General features: G+C 73.5%; 17 protein-coding genes. 11 read left to right on the top strand and 6 right to left on the bottom strand.

Annotated elements, in window-relative coordinates:
• Positions 1-3: 3 nt before the first annotated feature.
• Complete coding sequence (locus AB8O64_RS32245; RefSeq protein WP_370423116.1) at positions 4-1,281, bottom strand: TerD family protein; 1,278 nt, start codon at positions 1,279-1,281, stop codon at positions 4-6.
• Positions 1,282-1,545: 264 nt separating this feature from the next.
• Here AB8O64_RS32245 and AB8O64_RS32240 point away from each other — a divergent pair, with 264 nt between their 5' ends.
• The 4 genes from AB8O64_RS32240 (at position 1,546) to AB8O64_RS32225 (ending at position 6,316) form a co-directional block, all read left to right on the top strand.
• Positions 1,546-2,034, top strand: a complete 489-nt coding sequence (locus AB8O64_RS32240) for a DUF6643 family protein (RefSeq protein ID WP_356450022.1) — start codon at positions 1,546-1,548, stop codon at positions 2,032-2,034.
• A 71-nt stretch (positions 2,035-2,105) separates the two neighbouring features.
• The gene (locus tag AB8O64_RS32235; RefSeq protein WP_370423115.1) at positions 2,106-2,939 is read left to right on the top strand and encodes an MOSC domain-containing protein; all 834 of its coding nucleotides are present in this window, start codon (positions 2,106-2,108) and stop codon (positions 2,937-2,939) included.
• A 200-nt stretch (positions 2,940-3,139) separates the two neighbouring features.
• Positions 3,140-3,748, top strand: a complete 609-nt coding sequence (locus AB8O64_RS32230; RefSeq protein WP_370423114.1) for a hypothetical protein — start codon at positions 3,140-3,142, stop codon at positions 3,746-3,748.
• A gap of 144 nt (positions 3,749-3,892) precedes the next feature.
• A complete protein-coding gene (locus AB8O64_RS32225) occupies positions 3,893-6,316 on the top strand; it encodes a right-handed parallel beta-helix repeat-containing protein (protein ID WP_370423112.1) in 2,424 nt (807 codons plus the stop codon).
• On the opposite strand, the gene AB8O64_RS32220 is transcribed toward AB8O64_RS32225, so the two are convergent.
• Positions 6,286-8,625, bottom strand: a complete 2,340-nt coding sequence (locus tag AB8O64_RS32220; RefSeq protein WP_370424039.1) for a hypothetical protein — start codon at positions 8,623-8,625, stop codon at positions 6,286-6,288. The two genes, AB8O64_RS32225 and AB8O64_RS32220, sit on opposite strands and share 31 nt — an antisense overlap.
• Before the next feature lie 297 nt (positions 8,626-8,922).
• On the opposite strand from AB8O64_RS32220, the gene AB8O64_RS32215 reads away from it, so the two are divergent.
• Entirely contained in the window at positions 8,923-9,768 is an 846-nt protein-coding gene (locus tag AB8O64_RS32215; protein WP_370423110.1) for a DeoR/GlpR family DNA-binding transcription regulator, read from the top strand.
• Positions 9,769-9,892: 124 nt separating this feature from the next.
• Positions 9,893-10,387, top strand: coding sequence for an SRPBCC family protein (locus AB8O64_RS32210; RefSeq protein ID WP_370423108.1), 495 nt, complete (start codon positions 9,893-9,895; stop codon positions 10,385-10,387).
• A gap of 7 nt (positions 10,388-10,394) precedes the next feature.
• On the opposite strand, the gene AB8O64_RS32205 is transcribed toward AB8O64_RS32210, so the two are convergent.
• Positions 10,395-11,510: a PLP-dependent cysteine synthase family protein gene (locus AB8O64_RS32205; protein ID WP_370424038.1), complete on the bottom strand. Its 1,116-nt coding sequence runs from the start codon at positions 11,508-11,510 to the stop codon at positions 10,395-10,397.
• A gap of 192 nt (positions 11,511-11,702) precedes the next feature.
• Here AB8O64_RS32205 and AB8O64_RS32200 point away from each other — a divergent pair, with 192 nt between their 5' ends.
• Together AB8O64_RS32200 and AB8O64_RS32195 are read left to right on the top strand one after the other, a co-directional pair.
• A complete protein-coding gene (locus AB8O64_RS32200; RefSeq protein WP_370423107.1) occupies positions 11,703-12,032 on the top strand; it encodes a hypothetical protein in 330 nt (109 codons plus the stop codon).
• Positions 12,033-12,230: 198 nt separating this feature from the next.
• On the top strand, positions 12,231-12,806 hold the full coding sequence (locus AB8O64_RS32195; RefSeq protein ID WP_356450033.1) for an ATP-binding protein: 576 nt from the start codon (positions 12,231-12,233) through the stop codon (positions 12,804-12,806).
• A 45-nt stretch (positions 12,807-12,851) separates the two neighbouring features.
• On the opposite strand, the gene AB8O64_RS32190 is transcribed toward AB8O64_RS32195, so the two are convergent.
• Positions 12,852-14,075 (bottom strand): ROK family protein, encoded by a 1,224-nt coding sequence (locus tag AB8O64_RS32190; RefSeq protein WP_370423106.1) that lies wholly within the window; start codon positions 14,073-14,075, stop codon positions 12,852-12,854.
• 290 nt (positions 14,076-14,365) lie between these two features.
• Between AB8O64_RS32190 and AB8O64_RS32185 the strand changes: the two genes are divergently transcribed.
• Both AB8O64_RS32185 and AB8O64_RS32180 read left to right on the top strand, forming a co-directional pair.
• The gene (locus AB8O64_RS32185; RefSeq protein ID WP_370423104.1) at positions 14,366-15,145 is read left to right on the top strand and encodes a maleylpyruvate isomerase family mycothiol-dependent enzyme; all 780 of its coding nucleotides are present in this window, start codon (positions 14,366-14,368) and stop codon (positions 15,143-15,145) included.
• Between the two features lie 72 nt (positions 15,146-15,217).
• A complete protein-coding gene (locus AB8O64_RS32180; RefSeq protein WP_370423102.1) occupies positions 15,218-16,111 on the top strand; it encodes a DUF2797 domain-containing protein in 894 nt (297 codons plus the stop codon).
• A 280-nt stretch (positions 16,112-16,391) separates the two neighbouring features.
• Here the strand turns inward: AB8O64_RS32180 and AB8O64_RS32175 are convergent, their stop codons facing one another.
• On the bottom strand, positions 16,392-17,621 hold the full coding sequence (locus AB8O64_RS32175; protein ID WP_356450038.1) for a geranylgeranyl reductase family protein: 1,230 nt from the start codon (positions 17,619-17,621) through the stop codon (positions 16,392-16,394).
• Positions 17,622-17,798: 177 nt separating this feature from the next.
• On the opposite strand from AB8O64_RS32175, the gene AB8O64_RS32170 reads away from it, so the two are divergent.
• Positions 17,799-19,190: a dipeptidase gene (locus AB8O64_RS32170; protein WP_370423100.1), complete on the top strand. Its 1,392-nt coding sequence runs from the start codon at positions 17,799-17,801 to the stop codon at positions 19,188-19,190.
• 247 nt (positions 19,191-19,437) lie between these two features.
• Here the strand turns inward: AB8O64_RS32170 and AB8O64_RS32165 are convergent, their stop codons facing one another.
• Entirely contained in the window at positions 19,438-20,475 is a 1,038-nt protein-coding gene (locus tag AB8O64_RS32165; protein WP_370423099.1) for an NUDIX domain-containing protein, read from the bottom strand.
• Positions 20,476-20,594: the final 119 nt, after the last annotated feature.

Raw genomic sequence — 20,594 nt, 5'->3', positions numbered from 1 at the left:
AGATCACTTACGGCCCGGCGTCCAGTTCATGCCCCAGCCGTACGCGCGGTCGAGGGTGCGCTGCGGGCTGACGCCGCGGTCCGGGACCAGATAGCGGGCCTCGCGCTGGACGACGAGGTCGCCGCCGTTGTTGGTGATGAGGGCGAGCGCGCAGACGGGGGACGGCACGGTGCACTCGTCGAGGGAGAAGTCGATGGGCGCGCCGTGCTGCGGCTGGAGGGTGACGGTGGCGTTGAGGTTGGCGAAGCTGCGGGCACCCTCGTAGATCGTCACGAAGACCAGGATGCGCCGGAAGTCGGCGATGTGGTCGAGGTTGACGGTCAGGTTCTCGCCGGATGCCGACGCGCCGGTCCGGTCGTCCCCGTCGAGGTGGATGAAGGGCGGCTGGTGCAGCGAGCCGAAGGAGTTGCCGAGCGCCTGCACCACGCCCTTGCTGCCGTCTCTCAGCTCGAACAGCGCGCCGAGGTCGAGGTCCAGGTCGGAGTGGAGGGCCATGGCCTTGCCGAGCTTCTGGCCCCAGCTCTTGAACTGCTTGTGCACCTGCCAGTTGAGGTTGACCCGCAGCGCGCCGGAGGTGCCGCCCTGCTTGGTGAGGGAGACGGCCGGGGCCTCCTTGGTGAGCGTGACCTTGGTCAGCCGCACGGGCTGGGCCGGGGGCGGCGGGGCGGCCTGCGGGGCGGGGGCGGCGGGCTGCTGCCGCACGGGCTGCGCGGGCGGGGCCTGCGGGGCGGGCACGGGCCGCTCGGACACGGGCTGCGGCTCGTCGACGCTGATGCCGTAGTCGGTGGCCAGACCCGCGAGGCCGCTGCCGTAGCCCTGGCCGACGGCCCGGAACTTCCACTCGCCCTGCCGGCGGTACAGCTCCCCCAGCACGAAGGCGGTCTCGACCGTGGCGTCCGTGCTGTCGAAGCGGGCCAGCTCCGCGCCGCCCGCGGCGTCGGTCACCCGGATGTGCAGCCCGGGCACCTGCCCGAACGAGCCGCCGTCGGCGGAGGCCGCGAGGACCACCGTCTCGATCGCGGGCTCGACGGCCGAGAGATCGACGGTGAGGGTGTCGGTCATCGCGTCACCGGCGGGGCGCTTGCCTTCGTGCCGCACCGCGCCGGAGGCGTGCACCGCCTGGTTGTAGAAGACGAAGTCCGCGTCCGAGCGGACCTTGCCGGCCGCCAGCAGCAGCGCGGAGGCGTCGACGTCCGGCACGCCGGGGCCCGACCGCCAGCCCAGCTCGACCCGCACCGCGGGTGCCGGAATGCGGACGTTGGTTCCTTTGAGCATCCCCATGCTCCACCCCTTACGAACGAGCTGAGTCTCTGGATCGTTCCAACGTACCCTGAGGTCGTTTTTCGCCGACACCGGCTGACATCCCGTCAGCAGCGTCCGTATCGCGGCGATATGGGCACGGGTACCAGCAGTCACAGGTGACCAATCGTTCACTTGTGCACCATGTTGTCGCTTCTGGACCGGTCTGCGTCTTTGCAGGTCAGAGGCGCACCGGGGGGACCTTGCCGTAGACCGGGGTCAGGTCGTGGGCTTAACTTATGGGCTATGACCTCCCCCCGCAGCACCTACGGCGGCGGCTACTACGCCGCGTCGTCGTTCCCGGACACCCCCATCTACGACAGCCTCGTCGCCGAGCGGGGCACCCCGCAGATCGCGCCGATCCGGGTCTCCTCCCCGTACGACATGGGCAGCCAGCAGCCGGCGCTGCCCGCCCTGCCGGCACTGCCGTCCGGGCCCTCCGCGCAGCAGGCGCCGCAGGGCCAGCAGGGCGGTTACGCCGCGCAGGCCCCGCAGTACGGTCAGCAGATGTCCGCGCCGCAGCCGGCCGGGCTGCAGCAGGCTCCCGCGCCGTACATCCCGCAGCAGGCCTCGGCGCCGCGCGGCTACCCCGGTCCGCAGCAGCAACAGCAGCGCCCGGGCGGCGTCACGGGCCCCGCGGGGTACGAGGCGATGCGCCCCGTCACGCCCCGCCCGGCCCCCGCGCCGTACGAGGACCCGTACAACCGTCCGTACCCGAACCAGGGCGGATACTGACCGACCCCGCTGATCGTGCCGCTTGTCGGTCCGATCGGCCAACTGTCCGACCCGGCTGGCAAAATGACCGCATGTCCAAGCCTGTACTGCATGCGGTTCATTGCTATCCGGTCAAGTCGATGGCGGGGTACAGCCCCGGCGAGACGGCCGTGGAGCCGTGGGGGCTCGCCGGGGACCGGAGGTGGATGCTGGCCGACCCCGACGGTCGGATGATCACCCAGCGGCAGCAGCCGCGGCTCGCGCTGGCCGCCGCGCGGCCGTTGCCGGGTGGCGGGGTCCGGCTCAGCGCGGCCGGGGCCGAGCCGCTCGATGTGGCAGTGCCGGCCGTGGGCGCCCCCGGCGAGCTGGTCACCGTCGAGCTGTTCGGGGACAAGGTCGAGACGGTGCCCGCGGGGGCCGCGGCCGACGCGTGGGTCAGCGCGCACCTCGGGAGCGAGGCCCGGCTCGTGCACATGGACGAGCCGGCGGTGCGCCGCCCCGTCGATCCCCGCTATTCCCGGCCGGGCGAGACCGTGAGCTTCGCCGACGGCTATCCGCTGCTGCTCACCACCGTCGCCTCGCTCGACGCGCTCAATTCCCTCATCGCCCAGGGCGGCCACGCGGCCGAGGCCCCGCTGCCCATGAACCGCTTCCGGCCCAATGTCGTGATCGAGGGCACCGCGCCCCGGGCCGAGGACGAGTGGCGGCGGGTACGGATCGGGGAGGTGACCTTCCGGGTGGTCAAGCCCTGCGGCCGGTGCGTCGTCACGACGACCGACCAGAGCACCGCCCAGCGCGGCAGGGAGCCCCTGCGCACGCTCGCCCGGCACCACCGGATAGGTGACAAGCTCGTGTTCGGGCAGAACCTCATCCCGGAGCACACCGGAGTGCTGCGGGCCGGCGACAGCGTCGAGGTCCTCGACTGAGCGGTCCCGGCCCAATCCGCCCGGGCCCGCTGCCGGACCGCCCCGCCCCCGTTTTCGCGACTGAGCCGCCTTACACCCCCGCCGCACGTCAACGCGCCGCCCCCATCGTGGTCCACCGGGGGTGATTTTGCGCCCCGCGCCGCCTTCCTCCGCATGCGATGCCCTGTGTGAGGTATCTACGGACGGGTGAGGGGGTGGGCATGGTGCGTGCGACGACCCGGCCATGGCACTGGCGACGCAGCCCGCTGCGCCGCCGGAGCGATCTCGTCGAGGCCTGGGTGGGGGTGGTCGCGGTGCTGGTGACGCTGCTCGCGGGGCCGGCCGTGGGCTGGGGCGCGGGCTCGCTCGCCCACGAGGCGCTGCGGCAGACCGTCCGCGAACAGCATCGGCACCGGCATCCGGTGAGCGCGACCGCCGTGCGGTCGGTGCCGGACGGCAGGTCCGCGGAGAGCGGTCGCGACGCGGCCGCCGACCGTGAGGGGTACCACCGGATCGTCGCCCACTGGCGGGGCCCGGACGGCACGGCGCGCTCCGGCACGGTCTCCGTTCCCCGGGCCACCGGCCCCGGCGACCGCTTCCCGCTGTGGACCGACGACCGCGGGCGGGTCTCGACCCGGCCCATGGACCCCCGCACCGCCGCCGTCCACGCGGTGCTCGCCGGCTTCGGTGCCGCCCTCGGCACCGGTGGCCTGGTGGAGATCGTCCGGCGGCTGGTCGTATGGCGGCTCGTCCAGCGGAGGTACGCCCAGTGGGACCGCGCGTGGGAGCGGGCCGGTCACACCTGGGGGCGGGCGGACGCGGGGAGCTGACGCGCGAACGGACGAGGGGGCCGAGGGGGACGGGGTACGGAGAGGCCAACTCCCTTGGCCCACGCACGCTACGGTGGGTGCGGCCGGTACGCATCCGTCCCGGGGGAACGCACGCGACGTACGAGGTGGGGGCACGGCAGCGCCATGGCACAGGGGTCGGTCCAGGTCACACACACCGGCACGGCACGGTGGCGGCGTCGTGCGGGAGAGTACGACTGTCTCGCCTCGGCGCTGGAGGCCGCCGCCGACGGGGACGTGCTGTTCATCGCGCCGGGTACCTATCGGGAGAACGTGGTCGTCGCGCGGGACGTGACGCTGCGCGGCGCCGAGGGAGCCGTCGGTCCGGTGCGGATCGCGCCCGCCGAGGGCGTCGCCCTGACCGTCCGGGCCTCCGCGACATTGATCGATCTGCACATCGAGGGCCAGGACTCGGCCGCGCCCGCCCTCCTCGTCGAGAACGGGGCGCCGGACCTGTCCGACCTGCGGATCACGACCCGTTCCGCGGTGGGCATCGAGGTGCGCGGCGGGGGCTCCCGGCCGACCGTGCGCCGCTGCGCGGTCGACAACCCGGGCGGGGTGGGCATCGGCGTCCTGGACGGCGCGGGCGGTGTGTTCGAAGACTGCGAGGTGGTGGCCGCGGGGCAGTCGGGGGTCGCCGTGCACGGCGGTGGTCATCCGCGGCTGGAGCGCTGCCGGGTCCATCACACCTCGGGCGCGGGGCTGTCACTGACCGGCGAGGGCAGCACCCTGGACGCGGTCGACTGCGAGGTGTACGAGATCAGGGGTGCCGGGGTGCAGGTGGCGGCGCGCGCGGCCGGCCGGCTCACCGGCTGCCGGGTGCACCGTACGTCCGGGGACGGCGTGGTCCTCGACACCGACGCGGTGCTCGCCCTCGACGGCTGCGACATCCACGACGTCCCGGAGAACGGGGTCGATCTGCGCTCGCGGTCGGTACTGACACTGACGCGCTCGACGGTGCGCCGGTTCGGGCGCAACGGTCTGTCGGTGTGGGATCCGGGCACGCGGGCGGAGGCGGAGGACTGCGAGATCCGCGACAGCACGGGCGACTATCCGGCCGTGTGGGTGAGTGACGGTGCCACCGCCTCGCTCGGCTCCTGCCGGGTGCGCGAGGTCCCGGACGCGCTGTTCGTCCTGGACCGCGGCTCGCGGGTCGACGTCGTCGACAGCGACCTCTCCCAGGTCCGCAACACCGCCGTCTCGGTGCGGGACGGGGCGACGGCGCAGCTCGACGACTGCCGCGTCCGTGAGGCGGCGACCGGTGCGTGGTTCCGTGACCACGGCAGTGGCGGCACGCTGACGGGTTGCACCTTCGACGCGACGGCGACCGGTGTCATCGTCACCAAGGGCGCCGATCCCACCGTCCGTGACTGCACGGTGAGTTCGCCCGTGGAGGCGGGGTTCTATGTGTCGGCGGGCGGCCGGGGCACGTTCGACGACTGCCGGGTGACGGACAGCGCCGGCTACGGCTTCCACGTCATCGACGGTTGCCGTACGACCCTGACCCGGTGCCGCACGGAGCGGTGCGCGCGGGGTGGGTACCAGTTCGCCGAGGACGGCCCGGTCAGCGAGGGCTGCACGAGCGACGAGAGCGCGCTCCTGCTGGCGGGCGTCTCACGGGCGGCACCGGGGCCGGCGGCCACCGTCCCGGCCGTCCGCCCGGCGGTGCCGCGGGTCGCGGTGCCGACGCAGCGCTCTCCCGAGGCGCCCGGGCCCGGGGGCGCCGGCTCCGAGCCCGTCCGCGGCTCCACGACGGTGCTCGGCGAACTCGACGCGCTGGTGGGTCTGGAGAGCGTCAAGCGTGAGGTCCGCGCGCTGACCGACATGATCGAGGTCGGTCGCCGCCGTCAGGAGGCGGGCCTGAAGGCCGCCTCCGTCCGCCGGCATCTGGTCTTCACCGGCTCCCCCGGCACCGGCAAGACCACGGTGGCCCGCCTCTACGGCGAGATCCTCGCCTCGCTGGGCGTGCTGGAGCGCGGCCATCTGGTGGAGGTGTCGCGGGTGGACCTGGTGGGCGAGCACATCGGCTCGACCGCCATCCGCACCCAGGAGGCCTTCGACCGGGCGCGCGGCGGGGTGCTGTTCATCGACGAGGCGTACGCGCTGTCGCCGGAGGACTCGGGCCGGGACTTCGGCCGGGAGGCCATCGACACCCTGGTGAAGCTGATGGAGGACCACCGGGAGGCGGTCGTGGTGATCGTCGCCGGGTACACCGCCGAGATGGAACGCTTCCTGACGGTCAACCCCGGGGTGGCTTCGCGCTTCTCACGCACCATCACCTTCGGTGACTACGCGCCCGAGGAGCTGCTGCGGATCGTGGAGCAGCAGGCGGAGGAGCACGAGTACCGCATCGGTGAGGGTGCCGCCGAGGCGCTGCTCAGGTATTTCACAGCCATCCCGAAGGGGCCGGCGTTCGGCAACGGCCGTACCGCCCGTCAGACCTTCGAGGCGATGGTCGAACGGCACGCGGGCCGGGTCGCGCAGCTGCGCGACCCGAGCACCGACGACCTCACCCTGCTCTACCCGGAGGACCTGCCCGAGCTGCCCTGAGGAGGCTGGGCCGGCATCCACATCGCCAGCCGGGCCAGCAGCATGGTGCGTTCCTGGGTGAAGGCGGGGTCCGTCTGGTAGTCGGAATGGCCGAGGATCGGCGCGGGCAGCGGGTGTTCGACCGTACGCCCGTAGGCCAGGGGGTCCTTGAGCGGGCCGCAGTCGACCTCGGTGCCCGTGCCCTCCGGGAGCCGGATCGGGCCGCCGATGGGGTCGGTGAGCCGCCACAGATTGCGCCAGCAGTGTATTTCGCCGTGCAGCGCGGTGAGTTGGGCGGGACCGAAGTACGCCGGGAACCAGCGCCCGTACAGCCGCTCGATGGGTGAGCCGTAGGTGAGCAGCGCGACGCACCGGCGGGTGTCGGGGTCGAGTTGCCAGACGGCGGCGGCCGCGAGGACGCTGCCCTGGGAATGCCCGGAGATGACGAGCCGGCCTCCGGTGCGCTCGGTCCAGCTCTGCATGCGCCAGGTGAGGTCGGGGACGGCGCGCTCCGCGTAGCACGGGGGCGCGAAGGGGTGGGCGGCGCGCGGCCAGAACGTCCCGACGTCCCAGAGGATGCCGATGGTGCGCCGGGCGGCGGGGTCGCGGTAGGCGCGCCGGCCCCAGGTGAGCAGCAGGACGAAGCCCACGCCCACGAACCACGAGCCGAGGGCCTGCACGGCCTGGGCCCCGTCCTCGACGACCCCGGGACTGCCCTCGGCTGCCTGGCCGGGCACATCGCGGGTGAGCCAGGCGCCGGCCACGGCGCAGCCGCCGAGCAGGAGGGTCAGCGCGGAGACCGCGCCGATCACCCAGGGGGCGGAGTCGGTGAGTCCCGCGCGGGCGATGACGCCCGCGATGGTGCGCGTACGGGCGTTGTCGGGGCGCTCGCCGGGGTAGCCGTCGGGGACGGTGCGCAGCAGTCGCCGGCGCACCACGAGGGTCTGTACGGCGAAGTGGAGCAGCAGCACGAGCAGCGCGGCGAGCAGCACCGGGATGACGGACGCCTGCCAGGAGAGCACCACCGGCGGCCCCGGCATCGGCCCCTCCCCCATGCCGGGGGTCGCGTCGCCGTCGAGCCAGTCGGCGATGCGCTGGGCCGCTCCGCCGGCCATGACGCCGCCGAGCGCGCAGGCGAGCATCGCGACGGCGGGACCGGCGAGGCCGCGCAGCGGGGTCCGCTCGACGGGGGCGGCGCGGTGCAGGCGCAGGGCGGCGAGCGACAGCAGGACGACGAGGGCGCCCTGGGTGAGGGCGATCAGGCCGAAGGTCCTGTTCCCGGACAGCATGCCGGCGGACGTCCAGCCGGGCCGGCTCCATGCCGTGTGCAGGGCGGCGAGCAGCAGGAGGGCGAGGGCGGAGCCGGGCAGCGCCCGCGTGGTGAAGCGGTCGCGGGTGTGGTCGGCTCTGTGCTCGCTGCGGCCGCGGCGGCAGACGACGAGGACCACGAATCCCGCGGCGACCGCCAGCGCCGCGTCGAGCGCCCAGCCCGCGGTGGCCAGTGCGGCGCTGCCGCCGGATCGGCGGTCGTAGCGGCCGGAGGCCTGGCAGAGGACGGCGGCGATGGTCAGGAACCCGGCCGCGGTGTGGGCGGCGCGCAGCCGGGCCACGATCCGCCGCCCGTACCAGAAGCCCGGCAGGCACAGGGCGGGCCGGCCGGCCGCCCGCTGGTCGCCCTCGTCGACGGTGCGGCCGGTGGGCTGCTGGGATTCGTACGCGCTCCAGGTGCGGTGGGAGAGCAGCCACAGCGTCGCCATCAGGGCGGTGGGGACGACGGCGGCGAGCGCGAGCCGGCGGCCCGGCTCACTCCACCAGCCGCCGTGCCCGGCCGCCATGAAGCCGAGCCACGACTTCCGCTCGGAGCACGCGCGCGTGCCCGCGCACTGCCATGCCGTCAGGTCGAGGGCGACCTCGCAGACGGCCGCGGTGAGCAGCACGGTGAGGCTGAGCGCGATCAGACGCACCAGCACGCCGTACGCCCGTACGGTCCTGCCGCGGTCCCGTGTCGTGGGCCGCATCCAGTGCGCGAGGTTGACGACCATGAAGGGCAGGAGCAGCAGCCACAGGGCGCGTGTGCCGTTCCCGGAGGTGAGGTTGGACCAGACGTACGCCTCGCGGACCGGCTGGTCGCGGTAGTCGTCCGGCCGGTCCTCCGCGTCGCGGTCCTCGACGCGGCGGTGGATGCCGGCCACGTCGTCGCCCGCGACGCGGTCGGTGCGGGGGTCGGTCAGCATGCCCTGCGCGGTGGCGCCGCCGACGCCGTGCACGAGGAGCTCCAGCGCGAGCCGCGCGTCCGCGCAGGGATCGGCCTCGGCCTCGTGCGGGCCCATGGCCTCCGTCGCGGGCTCGCCCGCGAGCGCCGCGTCGGGGCGGTCCGCCCCCGTGGTCCGGCCGAGCGGTCCGCCCGTCTGTTCTCTCGCGTCCGGTTGTTCGGTCGATGCCACCGTGTCCCCCGATCCCGGTGTGGTGTCACGCTCCAAGGATTGTCCCGGTGGGCGCCGACGACACCTTGTCCGCGATGAGCGAAGCGCAATCGTGATCGAGCCCAGCGAACCTGTCGGTGTCGTATACGCGTGGGAGGATGTGCGCGCGCCGTCGGCGGCGGCTGGATCGAAAGGACGGGCCGGGTGGGCGACAACCAGAATCTCCTGGCGGAACAGCGGCGTGCCCTGATCCTCGACGAGGTCAGACGGCGCGGCGGTGTGCGGGTCAATGAGCTGACGCGCAAGCTCAACGTCTCGGACATGACGGTCCGTCGCGATCTGGACGCGCTGGCCCGGCAGGGTGCCGTGGAGAAGGTGCACGGCGGCGCGGTGCCGGTCGCGGAGGCGACCACGCACGAGCCCGGTTTCGAGGCGAAGTCGACCCTGGAGCTGAGCGCCAAGGCGGACATCGCGCGGGCGGCGGCGAGGATGGCCGCGCCGGGCAGTGCGATAGCCCTGGCCGGTGGGACGACGGTGTTCGCGCTGGCGCAGCAGTTGGTCGAGGTCCCGGATCTGACGGTGGTGACCAACTCGGTGCGGGTCGCCGATGTCTTCCACAGCGCCCAGCGGTCGATGACGGCCGTCGGCCCGGCGGCCCGTCCGGGCGCGGCGACGGTGGTGCTGACGGGCGGGGTGCGGACACCGTCGGACACGCTGGTGGGCCCGGTGGCGGACGCGGCCATCCGCTCGCTGCACTTCGATGTGCTGTTCATCGGGGTGCACGGCATATCCGCGGAAGCGGGTCTGTCGACGCCCAATCTCGCGGAGTCCGAGACCAACCGGCACTTCGTGCGGTCCGCCCGGCGGGTCGTGGTCCTCGCGGACCACACCAAGTGGGGCACGGTGGGTCTGAGTTCCTTCGCGACCCTCGAGGAGGTCGACGCGTTGGTGACGGACGCGGGGCTGCCGGCCCCGGCACGCGCGGAGATATCCGAACGGCTGCCGGAGCTGGTGGTCGCGGGCCCCTCCGGCGAGGTCGTCGGCATCTGAGGGCGCCTCTCTCCCCCGCAGGCCCCCGTCCCGCCCGCTTGCGGACCCATCGCCTCACCTCGTCGGCGCGGACTAAGGTGGCGGCGCCCGCTCGATCAGTCGACCCGGCCGGGGGTGCATGGCGATGGCGCACGGACTCCGCCCTGTGGGGCTGGACTTCACCGAGACCGCACCCCTGCGACTGGTATGCGCCGCCCACGCGGTCGCGGCGCCCGGGGAGGTCTACCGTGCGCTGGCCGATGACGTGGAGGCGTGGCCGCGGTGGTTCCGCGCGGTGACCTGGGCGCGGCCGGTGGAGCGGGAGGGCCGGGCGGGCCGGGAGGTGCGGCTGTGGGGCGGGTGCCGTTTCACCGAGACGGTGGTGGCGGCGGAGCCCATGACGCGGTACGCCTACCGGGCCGATGAGACGAATGCTCCCGGGCTGCGTGCCCTGTTGGAGGACTGGCTGCTGATCCCCGCCGGAAGCGGCACGATCGTCCGGTGGACGGTGGCCGTGGACGCCTCGGCGCCGGTGCGGCTGGTGCTCGGTCCGGCGCGGCCGGGGGTGGGGCACGCCTTCCGCGGGGCGGTGCGGTCACTGGACCGGCGGCTGGCGGACGCCCGGGGGCATGCGGGGTGATCGCGTGTCAGGCCGGCCACCGGCCGGTCGCCAGGAAGCGGCTGATCGTCATGGCGTAGGGGGTGATGTCCAGGCCCTGCTCGGCGAGCCACACGTCGGAGTAGTACTTGTCGAGGTAGCGCTCGCCCGGGTCGCAGATGAGGGTGACGACACTGCCCGCGCGCCCCTGGTCGGCCATCTCCGCGACGATCTTGAGCGCGGCCCACAGACCGGTGCCGGTGGAGCCGCCCGCCTTGCGGCCGATCGCCGCTTCCAGGGCGCGGACGGCCGCGACGCTCGCCGCGTCCGGGACCTTCATCATGCGGTCGATCGCGCCCGTGACGAAGCTCGGTTCCATGCGCGGCCGCCCGATGCCCTCGATGCGCGAACCCCGCTCGCTGCTCGCCGCCGGATCGCGGTCCCTCCAGCCGTCGAAGAAGCAGGAGTTCTCGGGGTCGGCGACGCAGACCCGGGTGTCCTGCTGCATGTAGCGCACGTAGCGGGCGATGGTCGCCGAGGTGCCGCCCGTACCGGCGGTGGCGACGATCCAGGCGGGCTCCGGGTGGCGTTCGAGGCGGAGCTGGTGGTGGATCGATTCGGCGATGTTGTTGTTGCCGCGCCAGTCCGTGGCCCGCTCGGCGTAGGTGAACTGGTCCATGTAGTGGCCCCCGGACCGCGCGGCGAGGGCGGCCGCCTCCTGGTACATCTTCCGCGGGTCGTCCACGAAATGGCACTGCCCGCCGTGGAATTCGATGAGCCGGCACTTCTCCCGGCTGGTCGTACGCGGCATGACGGCGATGAAGGGCACGCCGACGAGTTTCGCGAAGTACGCCTCGGAGACGGCCGTGGAGCCGCTGGACGCCTCGACCACGGGGGATTCGGGGCGGACCCAGCCGTTGCAGAGCCCGTACAGGAACAGCGAGCGGGCGAGCCGGTGCTTGAGGCTTCCCGTCGGGTGGGTGGACTCGTCCTTCAGATAGAGGTCGATGCCCCACTCGTCCGGCAGCGGGAACCGGAGCAGATGGGTGTCCGCGGAGCGGTTCGCGTCGGCCTGGACCTTGCGGACCGCCTCCTTGAGCCAGGCGCGGTAGGGCGGGTCGCTGCGGTCCACGTCGACGGTCGGGACGGCGGCGCCCGTCGGCACCCGCCCCTCCGGTCTGTCCCCCGCGTTCGTCGCCCCCGTGTTCGATGTGCTGTTCACGCCGCTCCTCACGATGTCCATCGGGCCGATGCGGAGCACTCGGACGTTTCGATCATAAATGGGCACTGGTGCCGGAGCCGCCTCACGGGCAGACTGCGCACCAGACAGACAATTCGGCCGGGAAGGCGGTGCGTCGTGGCGGAACCGGAGTTCAACGCGACAGGGGTGCGGATCGAGCGTTTTCTGCGCTCGCTCACCCGGGCCGGCCAGGTGAAGATCGAGGACGGCAGGTTCCGGCTGCTGACCAGCTACGGCCGGGAGATCGACAGCGCGCCCATCGATTCGGTCCGCGCCGGCAAGCCGTGGTTCGCCGCCCGGGACCGGGCCCTGGCGACCGTGAACGGCACCCGCTATCTGCTCACCCTGGGCCAGCGTGACCCCGCCACCCGGGACTCGGGAGCAGTCGCCGTCCGCCGTTTCCTGGACGCGGTACGTTCCGCGCACGGCAGCGGCGCAAGGGGCTGAAGGTACAGGAGTTGCACATTCGGCCGCAGGAGTCGACCCTGGACTCGTACCAGCTTCACCGAGGGTTCATCGGCGGTTACGCACTGATCCTGTATCCGCCGGCCGGCTCGAGCAGCCACCGTCGCTGGACCGGAACAGACGCGTATCGAGACGCGTATCTGCATCAGGCTAGCCCTACTTCTTCAGGGAGTCGCAGCCGTGATCAGCCGAATGAACAAGCACTGCACCGTAGAGCTCCACGCGCTTCCCCCGCGCATAGGCCAGGTCCGAAGAATCGTATCTGCGCAGCTGCGCTACTGGCATCTCGACCCTCTCATCGATCCCGCGGCGCTCGGCGTCACCGAGCTCCTGACCAACGTGCATCAACACGCGGAACCCGACAAACGCTGCACCGTCGAGATCGACCTCATGGTGGACCGCCTCACGGTCTCGGTGCGGGACCACGATCCGCGCCTGCCGCGCGTTCTGGAACCCGACGTCGCCAGCACGCACGGGCGCGGTCTCGCCCTCGTCGCCGCCGTCAGCGCGAGCTGGGGCGTCGAGGAGCGCCTCGACGGCGGGAAAGTCGTCTGGTTTACGCTCCCTGTGCCCCCGTGCGCCCCCGCTGCCCCTCCTCGGCTGGTAAAAGCCTCGGAATCCACCGCCGTCTTCGAACAGTCCGTTCTCGAACTGTCGGCGCTGGAGAAGAACCCCCTCTTCGGCGGATCCCGGCTGCCCCGGCGGCCGGCTGTGCTGCGCGAGCCCGCCCCGGCCCGGTCCGCCGTTCTCGGCTGACCGCCCCGGGCGCGCCCGGGGCGGCGGTGCGGCGGGGATCGGCGGTCAGCCGAGGGCGACCAAGGGGTCGTCGAGGACCGGCTGCCAGGCCGCTTCGGCCGCTCCGATGAGGCTGTTGTGGTCGAGGCTCGCGGCCAGGATCGGCACGCTGCCGCTGCGGCCCCAGAGGCTGCGGTCGGCGACGACGGCCCGCAGCCGCTCCGGATCGGCGTCCAGCAGCTCCCGGTGGAGTCCGCCCAGGACGACCCGGTCCGGGTTGAGGATGTTGACCAGGCCGGCGAGGCCGAGGCCGAGCCGGCCGGCGATCAGATCGGCGGCGGCGCGGACGGTCGGGTCCCCGTACTCCGAGCGGAGCAGGTCGCGGGACTGTTGCAGGAGGGAGACCTCCGGTCCCGGATCACGGCCGGCGGCGGTGAGGAAGGCGAGCGGGTCGGTCTCGACGTCCAGGCAGCCACGGCTGCCGCAGTGACAGGGCACGCCCGCGGGGTTGACGGTGAGGTGACCGACCTCCAGGGCGAGACCGGAGCTCCCGGTGTGCAGCCGGCCGTCGAGGACGAGCGCGCCGCCGACACCGCGGTGGCCGGTGGCGACGCACAGCAGGTGCTGGGCACCGCGGCCGGCGCCGTGCCGGTGTTCGGCGAGGGCGGCGAGGTTGACGTCGTTGCCGGCCACCCCGGCGACGGCGCTGCCGTCCGGGCCGTGGACGCCCGACTTGGCGAGGGCTTCGGCGAAGAGCGCGCGGACCGGCGCGCCCGCGGGCCAGGACAGGTGCAGCGGGTTCAGCGCCGTGCCGTCCGGCTCGGCCACGGCCGAGGGAACGGCGAGCCCCGCGCCGAGGCAGCGACGACCGGTCTCGCGCAGCAGGCCGGCCCCGGCCTCCACGACGGCGTCGATGATGCGGGCCGGGTCGGCGGGCACCGTCATGCAGCCGGGCGCGGTGGCGACCATCCGGCCGCCGAGCCCGACGAGGGCGGCCCGGAATCCGTCGGCGTGGATCTGCGCGGCGAGGACGACGGGGCCGTCGGGGTCGATGGCGAGCCGGTGCGAGGGGCGCCCCTGGGAGCCGGCGGGCGCCGCGGGGCGCGCGTCGACCTGGATCAGCCCGAGCGCCTCGAGCTCGGCGGCCACGGCGCCGGCGGTCGCGCGGGTCACGCCGAGTTCGGCGGTGAGCACGGCACGGGTGGGGGCGCGGCCGGTGTGTACGAGCGCCAGGGCAGGGCCGAGGGCGCTCCGGCCCCGCTCCAGGCGTGTAGTCCGAGTCTGGGTCACATGCCTATTCTGACTTTGTGCCGACGTTGAACAAAACGGGATCGGTCAATTCCGGGAACAGTACCCGCCTACGGCCGCTCCTCAGCGCCGCGCCGGCCGCCGTCGTGCCCTCGGCGGCCGCGGGGCCGCTCTCGGCCAACGCGACGGTCCGCCCGTCGTGGAGCCGCCGGTTCCGCCTCGCCGATCATGCCGACGAGGCACTGGCCGCGGGTCCGTGCCCGAGCCCCGGCGGAGTCGAAGTCGTCGTCCGTCCGGCCGCGTTGTCAGTGGTGGCTGCCAGACTTCGGGGCATGGATACTTCCCGTCTTCTCGCCACTCTCGACCGCGACGGACAACGGCTCGCGGAAGCCGCCGCGCGGGCCGGACTCGATGCCCCCGTGCCGACCTGTCCGGAGTGGCGGGTGCGCGATCTGGTGACCCATACCGGGAGCGTGCACCGGTGGGCGGCGCGGATCGTCGGAGAATCGCTCACCGCGCCGATCGAGATGCCGACGGCTCCCGAGGCGGACGGGCCGGAGCTCCTCGCATGGTTCCGGGAAGGTCACCAGCTGCTGGTCGAGACGCTGACCGCCGCCGAGCCGGACCTCCGGTGCTGGACCTTCATGCCGGCCCCCTCACCCCTCGCCTTCTGGATACGGCGCCAGGCCCACGAGATGGCGGTGCACCGTGTCGACGCCGAGTCCGCGCTCGGTGACGGATCCTCTCCCGCGGGTGCCTCGTCCGCGGGCACCTCCGCGGGTTTCTCCCCCATGGACGCCGAGTTCGCCGCCGACGGAGTGGAGGAGCTGCTCATGGGGTTTCACGCCGGAGAGCGGAGCCGGGTGCGCACGGACACTCCTCGTACGCTGCGTATGCGGGCCACGGACTCCGGCGCGGTGTGGACGGTCCGCCTCTCCGACGGGCCGCCGCGCACGGAGCGCACGGCGGAGGGCCCGGCGGACTGCGAGCTGGCGGGGCCGGTGTCCGACCTGTATACGGCCCTGTGGAACCGGCTGCCTCTCGACGTGTTGGGGTGCACGGGCGACGCGTCGCTCGCCCGGCTGTGGCGGGAGCGTTCGGCCATCGGGTAGACGGGGGCGGGCCCCAGGCGGTCGCGCGCGAGGGGAGCGACCGGGTAAGGACAGTGGGAAAGGACGGGACGAGTGAGCCCGACGGGTGACAGCTGGCAGTGCGCCGGGGTGCGGTGGAGCCTCTCCGGGCCGGCACTGGCCTGGTTGCATCCGGTGCACGGCGCCCGCACCTCACCCTTGCCCCCGGGGCGCCCGCTGGCCTTCACGACGGGGGCGCGGCGGGTGTGCGTCGGGGTGCGCAGAGGCGGTCGGCACACCGCGTGCCCGCCGGGTGCCGAGGTGTCGGCCACGGCGGTCTCCGCCCAGTGCCCGGAGTGCGCGCGGCTGGACCGTTCGCACTCCGTGGCCGCCGACACCGCCATGGACGACCCGCGCCCCTACGACGTCTATCTGGCCTGGTTCGGACCGGGAGTGATCAAGGTCGGCATCACGGCCGCCGAGCGCGAGGGTGTCCGGCTGCTGGAGCAGGCCGCGCTGTCGTACGCGCTGCTCGGGCGGGGCCCGCTGATGGCGGCACGCCGCGCGGAGGCCGTACTGGGCGCGGCCCTCGACGTCCCGGATCGCTTCCCGTACGCGGCCAAGCGCGCCGCCCGGCACCCGCTGCCGCCTCAAGCGGCACGGACCGCCGAGCTCGCCGCCTTGCACGAACGGGCCCGTGGGCTCGACGGGCTGCCCGACTCACTGGCCGTGCGGGAGTTCGCGCCGGTCCACCACGACGAGGCCTTCCATCTCGACCGGCTCCGCCCGGGCCACGGCCTCGTCGGGCTCTCCCCCGGCCGCACGGTATCGGGCCGGGTGACGGCCGTGGCCGGGCCGGACCTGTACCTCGACGCGACGGACGGGCGGCTGCTGCTGGTCGACACCCGGCAGTTGGCCGGCTGGCCCCTCGCGGCAGCCGCGCCGGGAGCGGAGACGACAGCGACCGTCCGCCCGCCGGAAGTGGCGGGCCCCGACGCGTTGTTCTGACCGGAGGGCGAGGCGGGCGGCTGAGGCTGCCCCCGGAAGGACACAGCCTCGGCCGCCGCCGACATGCGGCGGCAGCACCCCATGGCACCCGCCGCCCGCTCGGATCCGAGCCGTCCAGGGCCTTTCCGGCGGATCTTCGTGCATCAGCGAGCGGCGTCCGGGGCGTGCGATCACAAGGCGGAGGATCGCCCTCGTACCGGTCGTACTCGGGCGACTTCTCCCCACGCGGCGAGCGCGCGTGCCGGGCGTCGGGAGCCCGCGAAGATCCGCCGGACAGGCCCTAGTGCTTGTCCATCGCGGACAGCACCCGCCGTGCCACCGGGTGCGTCCGTACGATCTCGGCCAGCGTCGTCGTACCGCGGGTGATCCTCGCGAACGCGTGCCAGGCCGGGCGGAAGCCCGTGACCGCCGCGTGGATCAGCCCGGGGCGGCGCTCGAAGAGCGTGAGCATGCGGCGCCCGACCCCCATCTCCACGCCGAGTCCGGCCTTGATGGCGAAGGCGTAGTTCAACGCCTGGCGGCGGGCGTCCACCGCGTCCTGCGCCTCGGCGATGCGGACGGCCCACTCCCCCGCCAGGCGCCCCGAGCGCAGGGCGAAGGAGATGCCCTCCCGGGTCCAGGGCTCCAGCAGGCCCGCCGCGTCGCCGCAGACCAGCACCCGGCCCCGGGAGAGCGGGGAGTCGTCGGACCGGCAGCGGGTCAGATGGCCGGAGGAGATACTCGGCTCGAAGCCCGCGAGGCCGAGCCGCGCGATGAAGTCCTCCAGATAGCGCTTGGTGCCGGCGCCCTCGCCGCGCGCCGAGATCACACCGACGGTCAGGGTGTCCCCCTTGGGGAAGACCCAGCCGTAACTGCCGGGGATCGGGCCCCAGTCGAGGTGCACCCGGCCCGCCCAGTCCTCGGCGACCGTCGCCGGCACCGGGATCTCGGCCTCCAGGCCCAGGTCCACCTGATCGAGCTTCACCCCGACGTGTGCCCCTATCCGGCCGGCGCTGCCGTCGGCGCCGACGACGGCGCGCGCCAGGAGGGTCTCGCCGTCGCCGAGCACTATGGCGACGGTCCGCCGGTCGGGCACGGCCGAGCCGTGCTGCTCGACCCGCGAGACGGTCACCCCGGTGCGCACCTCGGCGCCCGCCTTCCTGGCGACCTCGACCAGGCCCGCGTCGAACTCGGGGCGGTTGATGAGACCGAAGAGCATCCGCTTGGAGCGTCGGGTGCGCGTCAGCTTCCCGTTGAGGGAGAAGGTGACGGCGTGCACCCGGTCACGCAAGGGAAGTTCGAAGCCGGGGGGAAGCGCGTCGCGCGAGGGGCCGATGATGCCACCGCCGCACGTCTTGTAGCGCGGGAGTTCGGCCTTCTCCAGAAGCAGGACCTTTCGGCCCGTCGATGCCGCCGCGTAGGCGGCCGAGGCTCCGGCGGGACCCGCTCCCACCACCACGACGTCCCATACCGGCTCCCCGTCCCCGGGTACGTCCCGGCCCGCTTCCTGGGCCGCGTTGTCGCTGCTCACCTGTGGTTCTACTCCCGCTCGATCACCGGCTACCGCTACCGCCCGCATCCTACGGGCAGCCGCCCGGCCCACCCGCTGCGGGAAGGGGCCCGGGGGCGGCCCGGTAGGACATGGGAGGATCAGGATCACCATCGCCCGTATGTACGGACTTAACGCCGCGCCCACAAGGAGCGTTCCATGGAATCGTCCTCGACCCGCCAGCAGGCCCAGGCCGCGCTCGCGGCGACCGTCGCCTCGCTGCAGCCCCGCGCCCTGACCGAGCTGGCCGAGCTGGTGGCCTTCAAGTCCGTCGCGGACGAGGCGCAGTTCCCCCGGAGCGAGTGCGAGGCGGCCGCGAACTGGGTGGCCGAGGCGCTGCGGGCGGACGGCTTCGAGGATGTCGCCCTGCTCGACACCCCCGACGGCACCCAGTCCGTCTACGGCTACCTCCCCGGCCCGGCCGGTGCGCCCACCGTGCTGCTCTACGCCCACTACGACGTGCAGCCGCCGCTGGACGAGGCGTCGTGGGTCTCGCCGCCGTTCGAGCTGACCGAGCGGGACGGGCGCTGGTACGGGCGCGGCGCCGCCGACTGCAAGGGCGGCCTGATCATGCACCTGACCGCGCTGCGGGCGCTCAAGGCCAACGGCGGCATACCGGTCCATGTGAAGGTGATCGTCGAAGGCTCGGAGGAGCAGGGCACCGGGGGGCTGGAGCAGTACGCGCAAGCACATCCGGAGCTGCTGAGTGCCGACACCATCGTCATCGGTGACACGGGGAACTTCCGTGTCGGGCTGCCGACGGTGACCGCGACGCTGCGCGGTATGACGCTCGTCCGTGTCCAGGTGGACACCTTGGAAGGCAATCTGCACTCCGGCCAGTTCGGCGGGGCCGCGCCCGACGCGCTGGCCGCGCTGATCCGCGTGCTCGACTCGCTGCGCGCGGCGGACGGGTCCACGACCGTCGCCGGGCTGGAGACACAGGCCGAGGCGAGCTGGGACGGCCTGCAGTACCCGGAAGAGGAGTTCCGCAAGGACGCCAAGGTGCTCGACGGCGTCTCCCTGATCGGTTCCGGCACGGTGGCCGACCGCATCTGGGCCCGCCCCGCCGTCACCGTGCTCGGCATCGACTGCCCGCCGGTCGTGGGCGCCACCCCGTCCGTGCACGCCGGGGCGCGTGCCCTGGTGAGCCTGCGGGTGCCGCCGGGCACGGACGCCGCGGAGGCGACGAAGCTGCTGAGCGCCCATCTGGAGTCGGCGGCGCCGTGGGGCGCCCGGCTCTCGGTGGAGCAGGTCGGCCAGGGACAGGCGTTCCGCGCCGACACCACCAGCCCGGCCTACACCTCGATGGCCGCGGCGATGCGCGTCGCGTACCCGGGCGAGGAGATGCAGACCTCCGGCATGGGCGGCTCGATCCCGCTGTGCAACACCCTGGCCGCGCTCTACCCGGAGGCGGAGATCCTGCTGATCGGCCTGAGCGAGCCGGAGGCCCAGATCCACGCGGTCAACGAGAGCGTCTCGCCCGAGGAACTGGAGCGGCTCTCCCTCGCCGAGGCCCTGTTCCTCGTCGACTACGCCGACAGCAAGCGCTGACATCCTCCCGCCGGGGAAACCGCCGGGAGGACGGCGTCCTCCCAGGCGTCCCGGTACGGACTGCCGTGTGCCTCGCGGATTCAGGCGTCCTTTCGGCGCGTTCCCTCGGGGCGGCCGCGGCCCGGCGGCGCCGTCACCCGTCCGTCGCGGGCGGCTCACCGGGCCCGGCGGCGCCGACGGACCCGCCGGTCGGCGCCCGCTGCCCGGCGCCCGTCACCCGTACCGGGCAACCGTCAGCGTGAAGCCGTCACCCGACAGGGACTCCCGCTTCGAGGTTGAGCGGGCGTCCCTGCTCGCGGGCGCGCAGCGCCCAGCGCAGTCTGCTCAGCCGGACCGGCGGCAGCAGGGACGCCGCCTCGTCCTCGGTGACGAAGCGCCAGCCGCGCAGTTCCGCGCCGGGCAGCAGTAGCCGGCGGGCGTCGGCCCCGGTCAGCCGTCCGCCGTCGAAGAGGAACCGCAGCCCGCCGAAGCCGGGCGGTTTCGGCGGCTCCCAGTCGACGACCAGCAGCCGTGGCACCGTGGCGAGTTCGATGCCGATCTCCTCGGCGACCTCGCGCATGCCCGCGCGGGCGGGCGCCTCCCCCGGTTCGACGACCCCGCCGGGGAACTCCCAGCCGGGCTTGTAGGTGGGGTCGACGAGCAGGACCCGGTCCTCCTCGTCGAAGAGCAGCACCCCCGCGGCCAGCGTCTCGGCCTTCGGCTGCGGGGTCTGGACGATCGGGCAGGTACTCGCGGCTCCGGTACGGACGGCCTCCGCGACCCGCTCGGCCACCTCGCGCGGCGTCAGCGCGCCCGTGTCGACGGCGAAAGCGTCGGCCTCCAGCCAGGACAGCGCCTCGCGGTAGGGGGCGATGTGGTCCCGGGCCCACTGGCGGACGGACTCGCTGCGTTCGGGGTCGTCCTTGTACTCCTCGCGGCCCGCTATCCGGGCCCGAAGTATCGTTTCGTCCACGGTGAGCAGCACATGGCGCACCCGGATCCGCCGGGAGGCGAGCGCTCCGAAGATCTCGTCCCGGTATTCCTGCCGCAGCAGCGTCATGGGCACCACGAGCACCCCGCCGACCTCCGCGAGCAGCGCCGCCGCCGTGTCCGCGACCAGCCGCCGCCAGATCGGCAGGTCCTGGAAGTCACCGACCTCGCCCAGCCGCTTCGCCGGGAGCAGATACTGCAGTGCCCCGCCGATCACCTCGGGGTCGAAGAGGGTGCTGTCCGGGATCAGCTCGGTCAGCTCCCTGGCCGTGCTGGTCTTTCCCCCACTGAACGCACCGTTCAGCCAGACGATCACGGTTCCCCCTTCTCCGTAGCCCCCTGCGAAGTGCCCGGACTGTGACGTTGCCCGGAACACCCTGCCACGAAAACGCGTGCGAGCGGCATGGCGCACGCCGGGCCCTCAGCGGCCGAATT

This window comes from Streptomyces sp. QH1-20 (assembly GCF_041283565.1).
In the GTDB taxonomy this organism is placed as follows: domain Bacteria; phylum Actinomycetota; class Actinomycetes; order Streptomycetales; family Streptomycetaceae; genus Streptomyces; species Streptomyces syringius.
The sequence above is the reverse complement of the archived record's forward strand: the minus strand, read 5'-3'. Positions and strand labels throughout refer to the sequence as shown.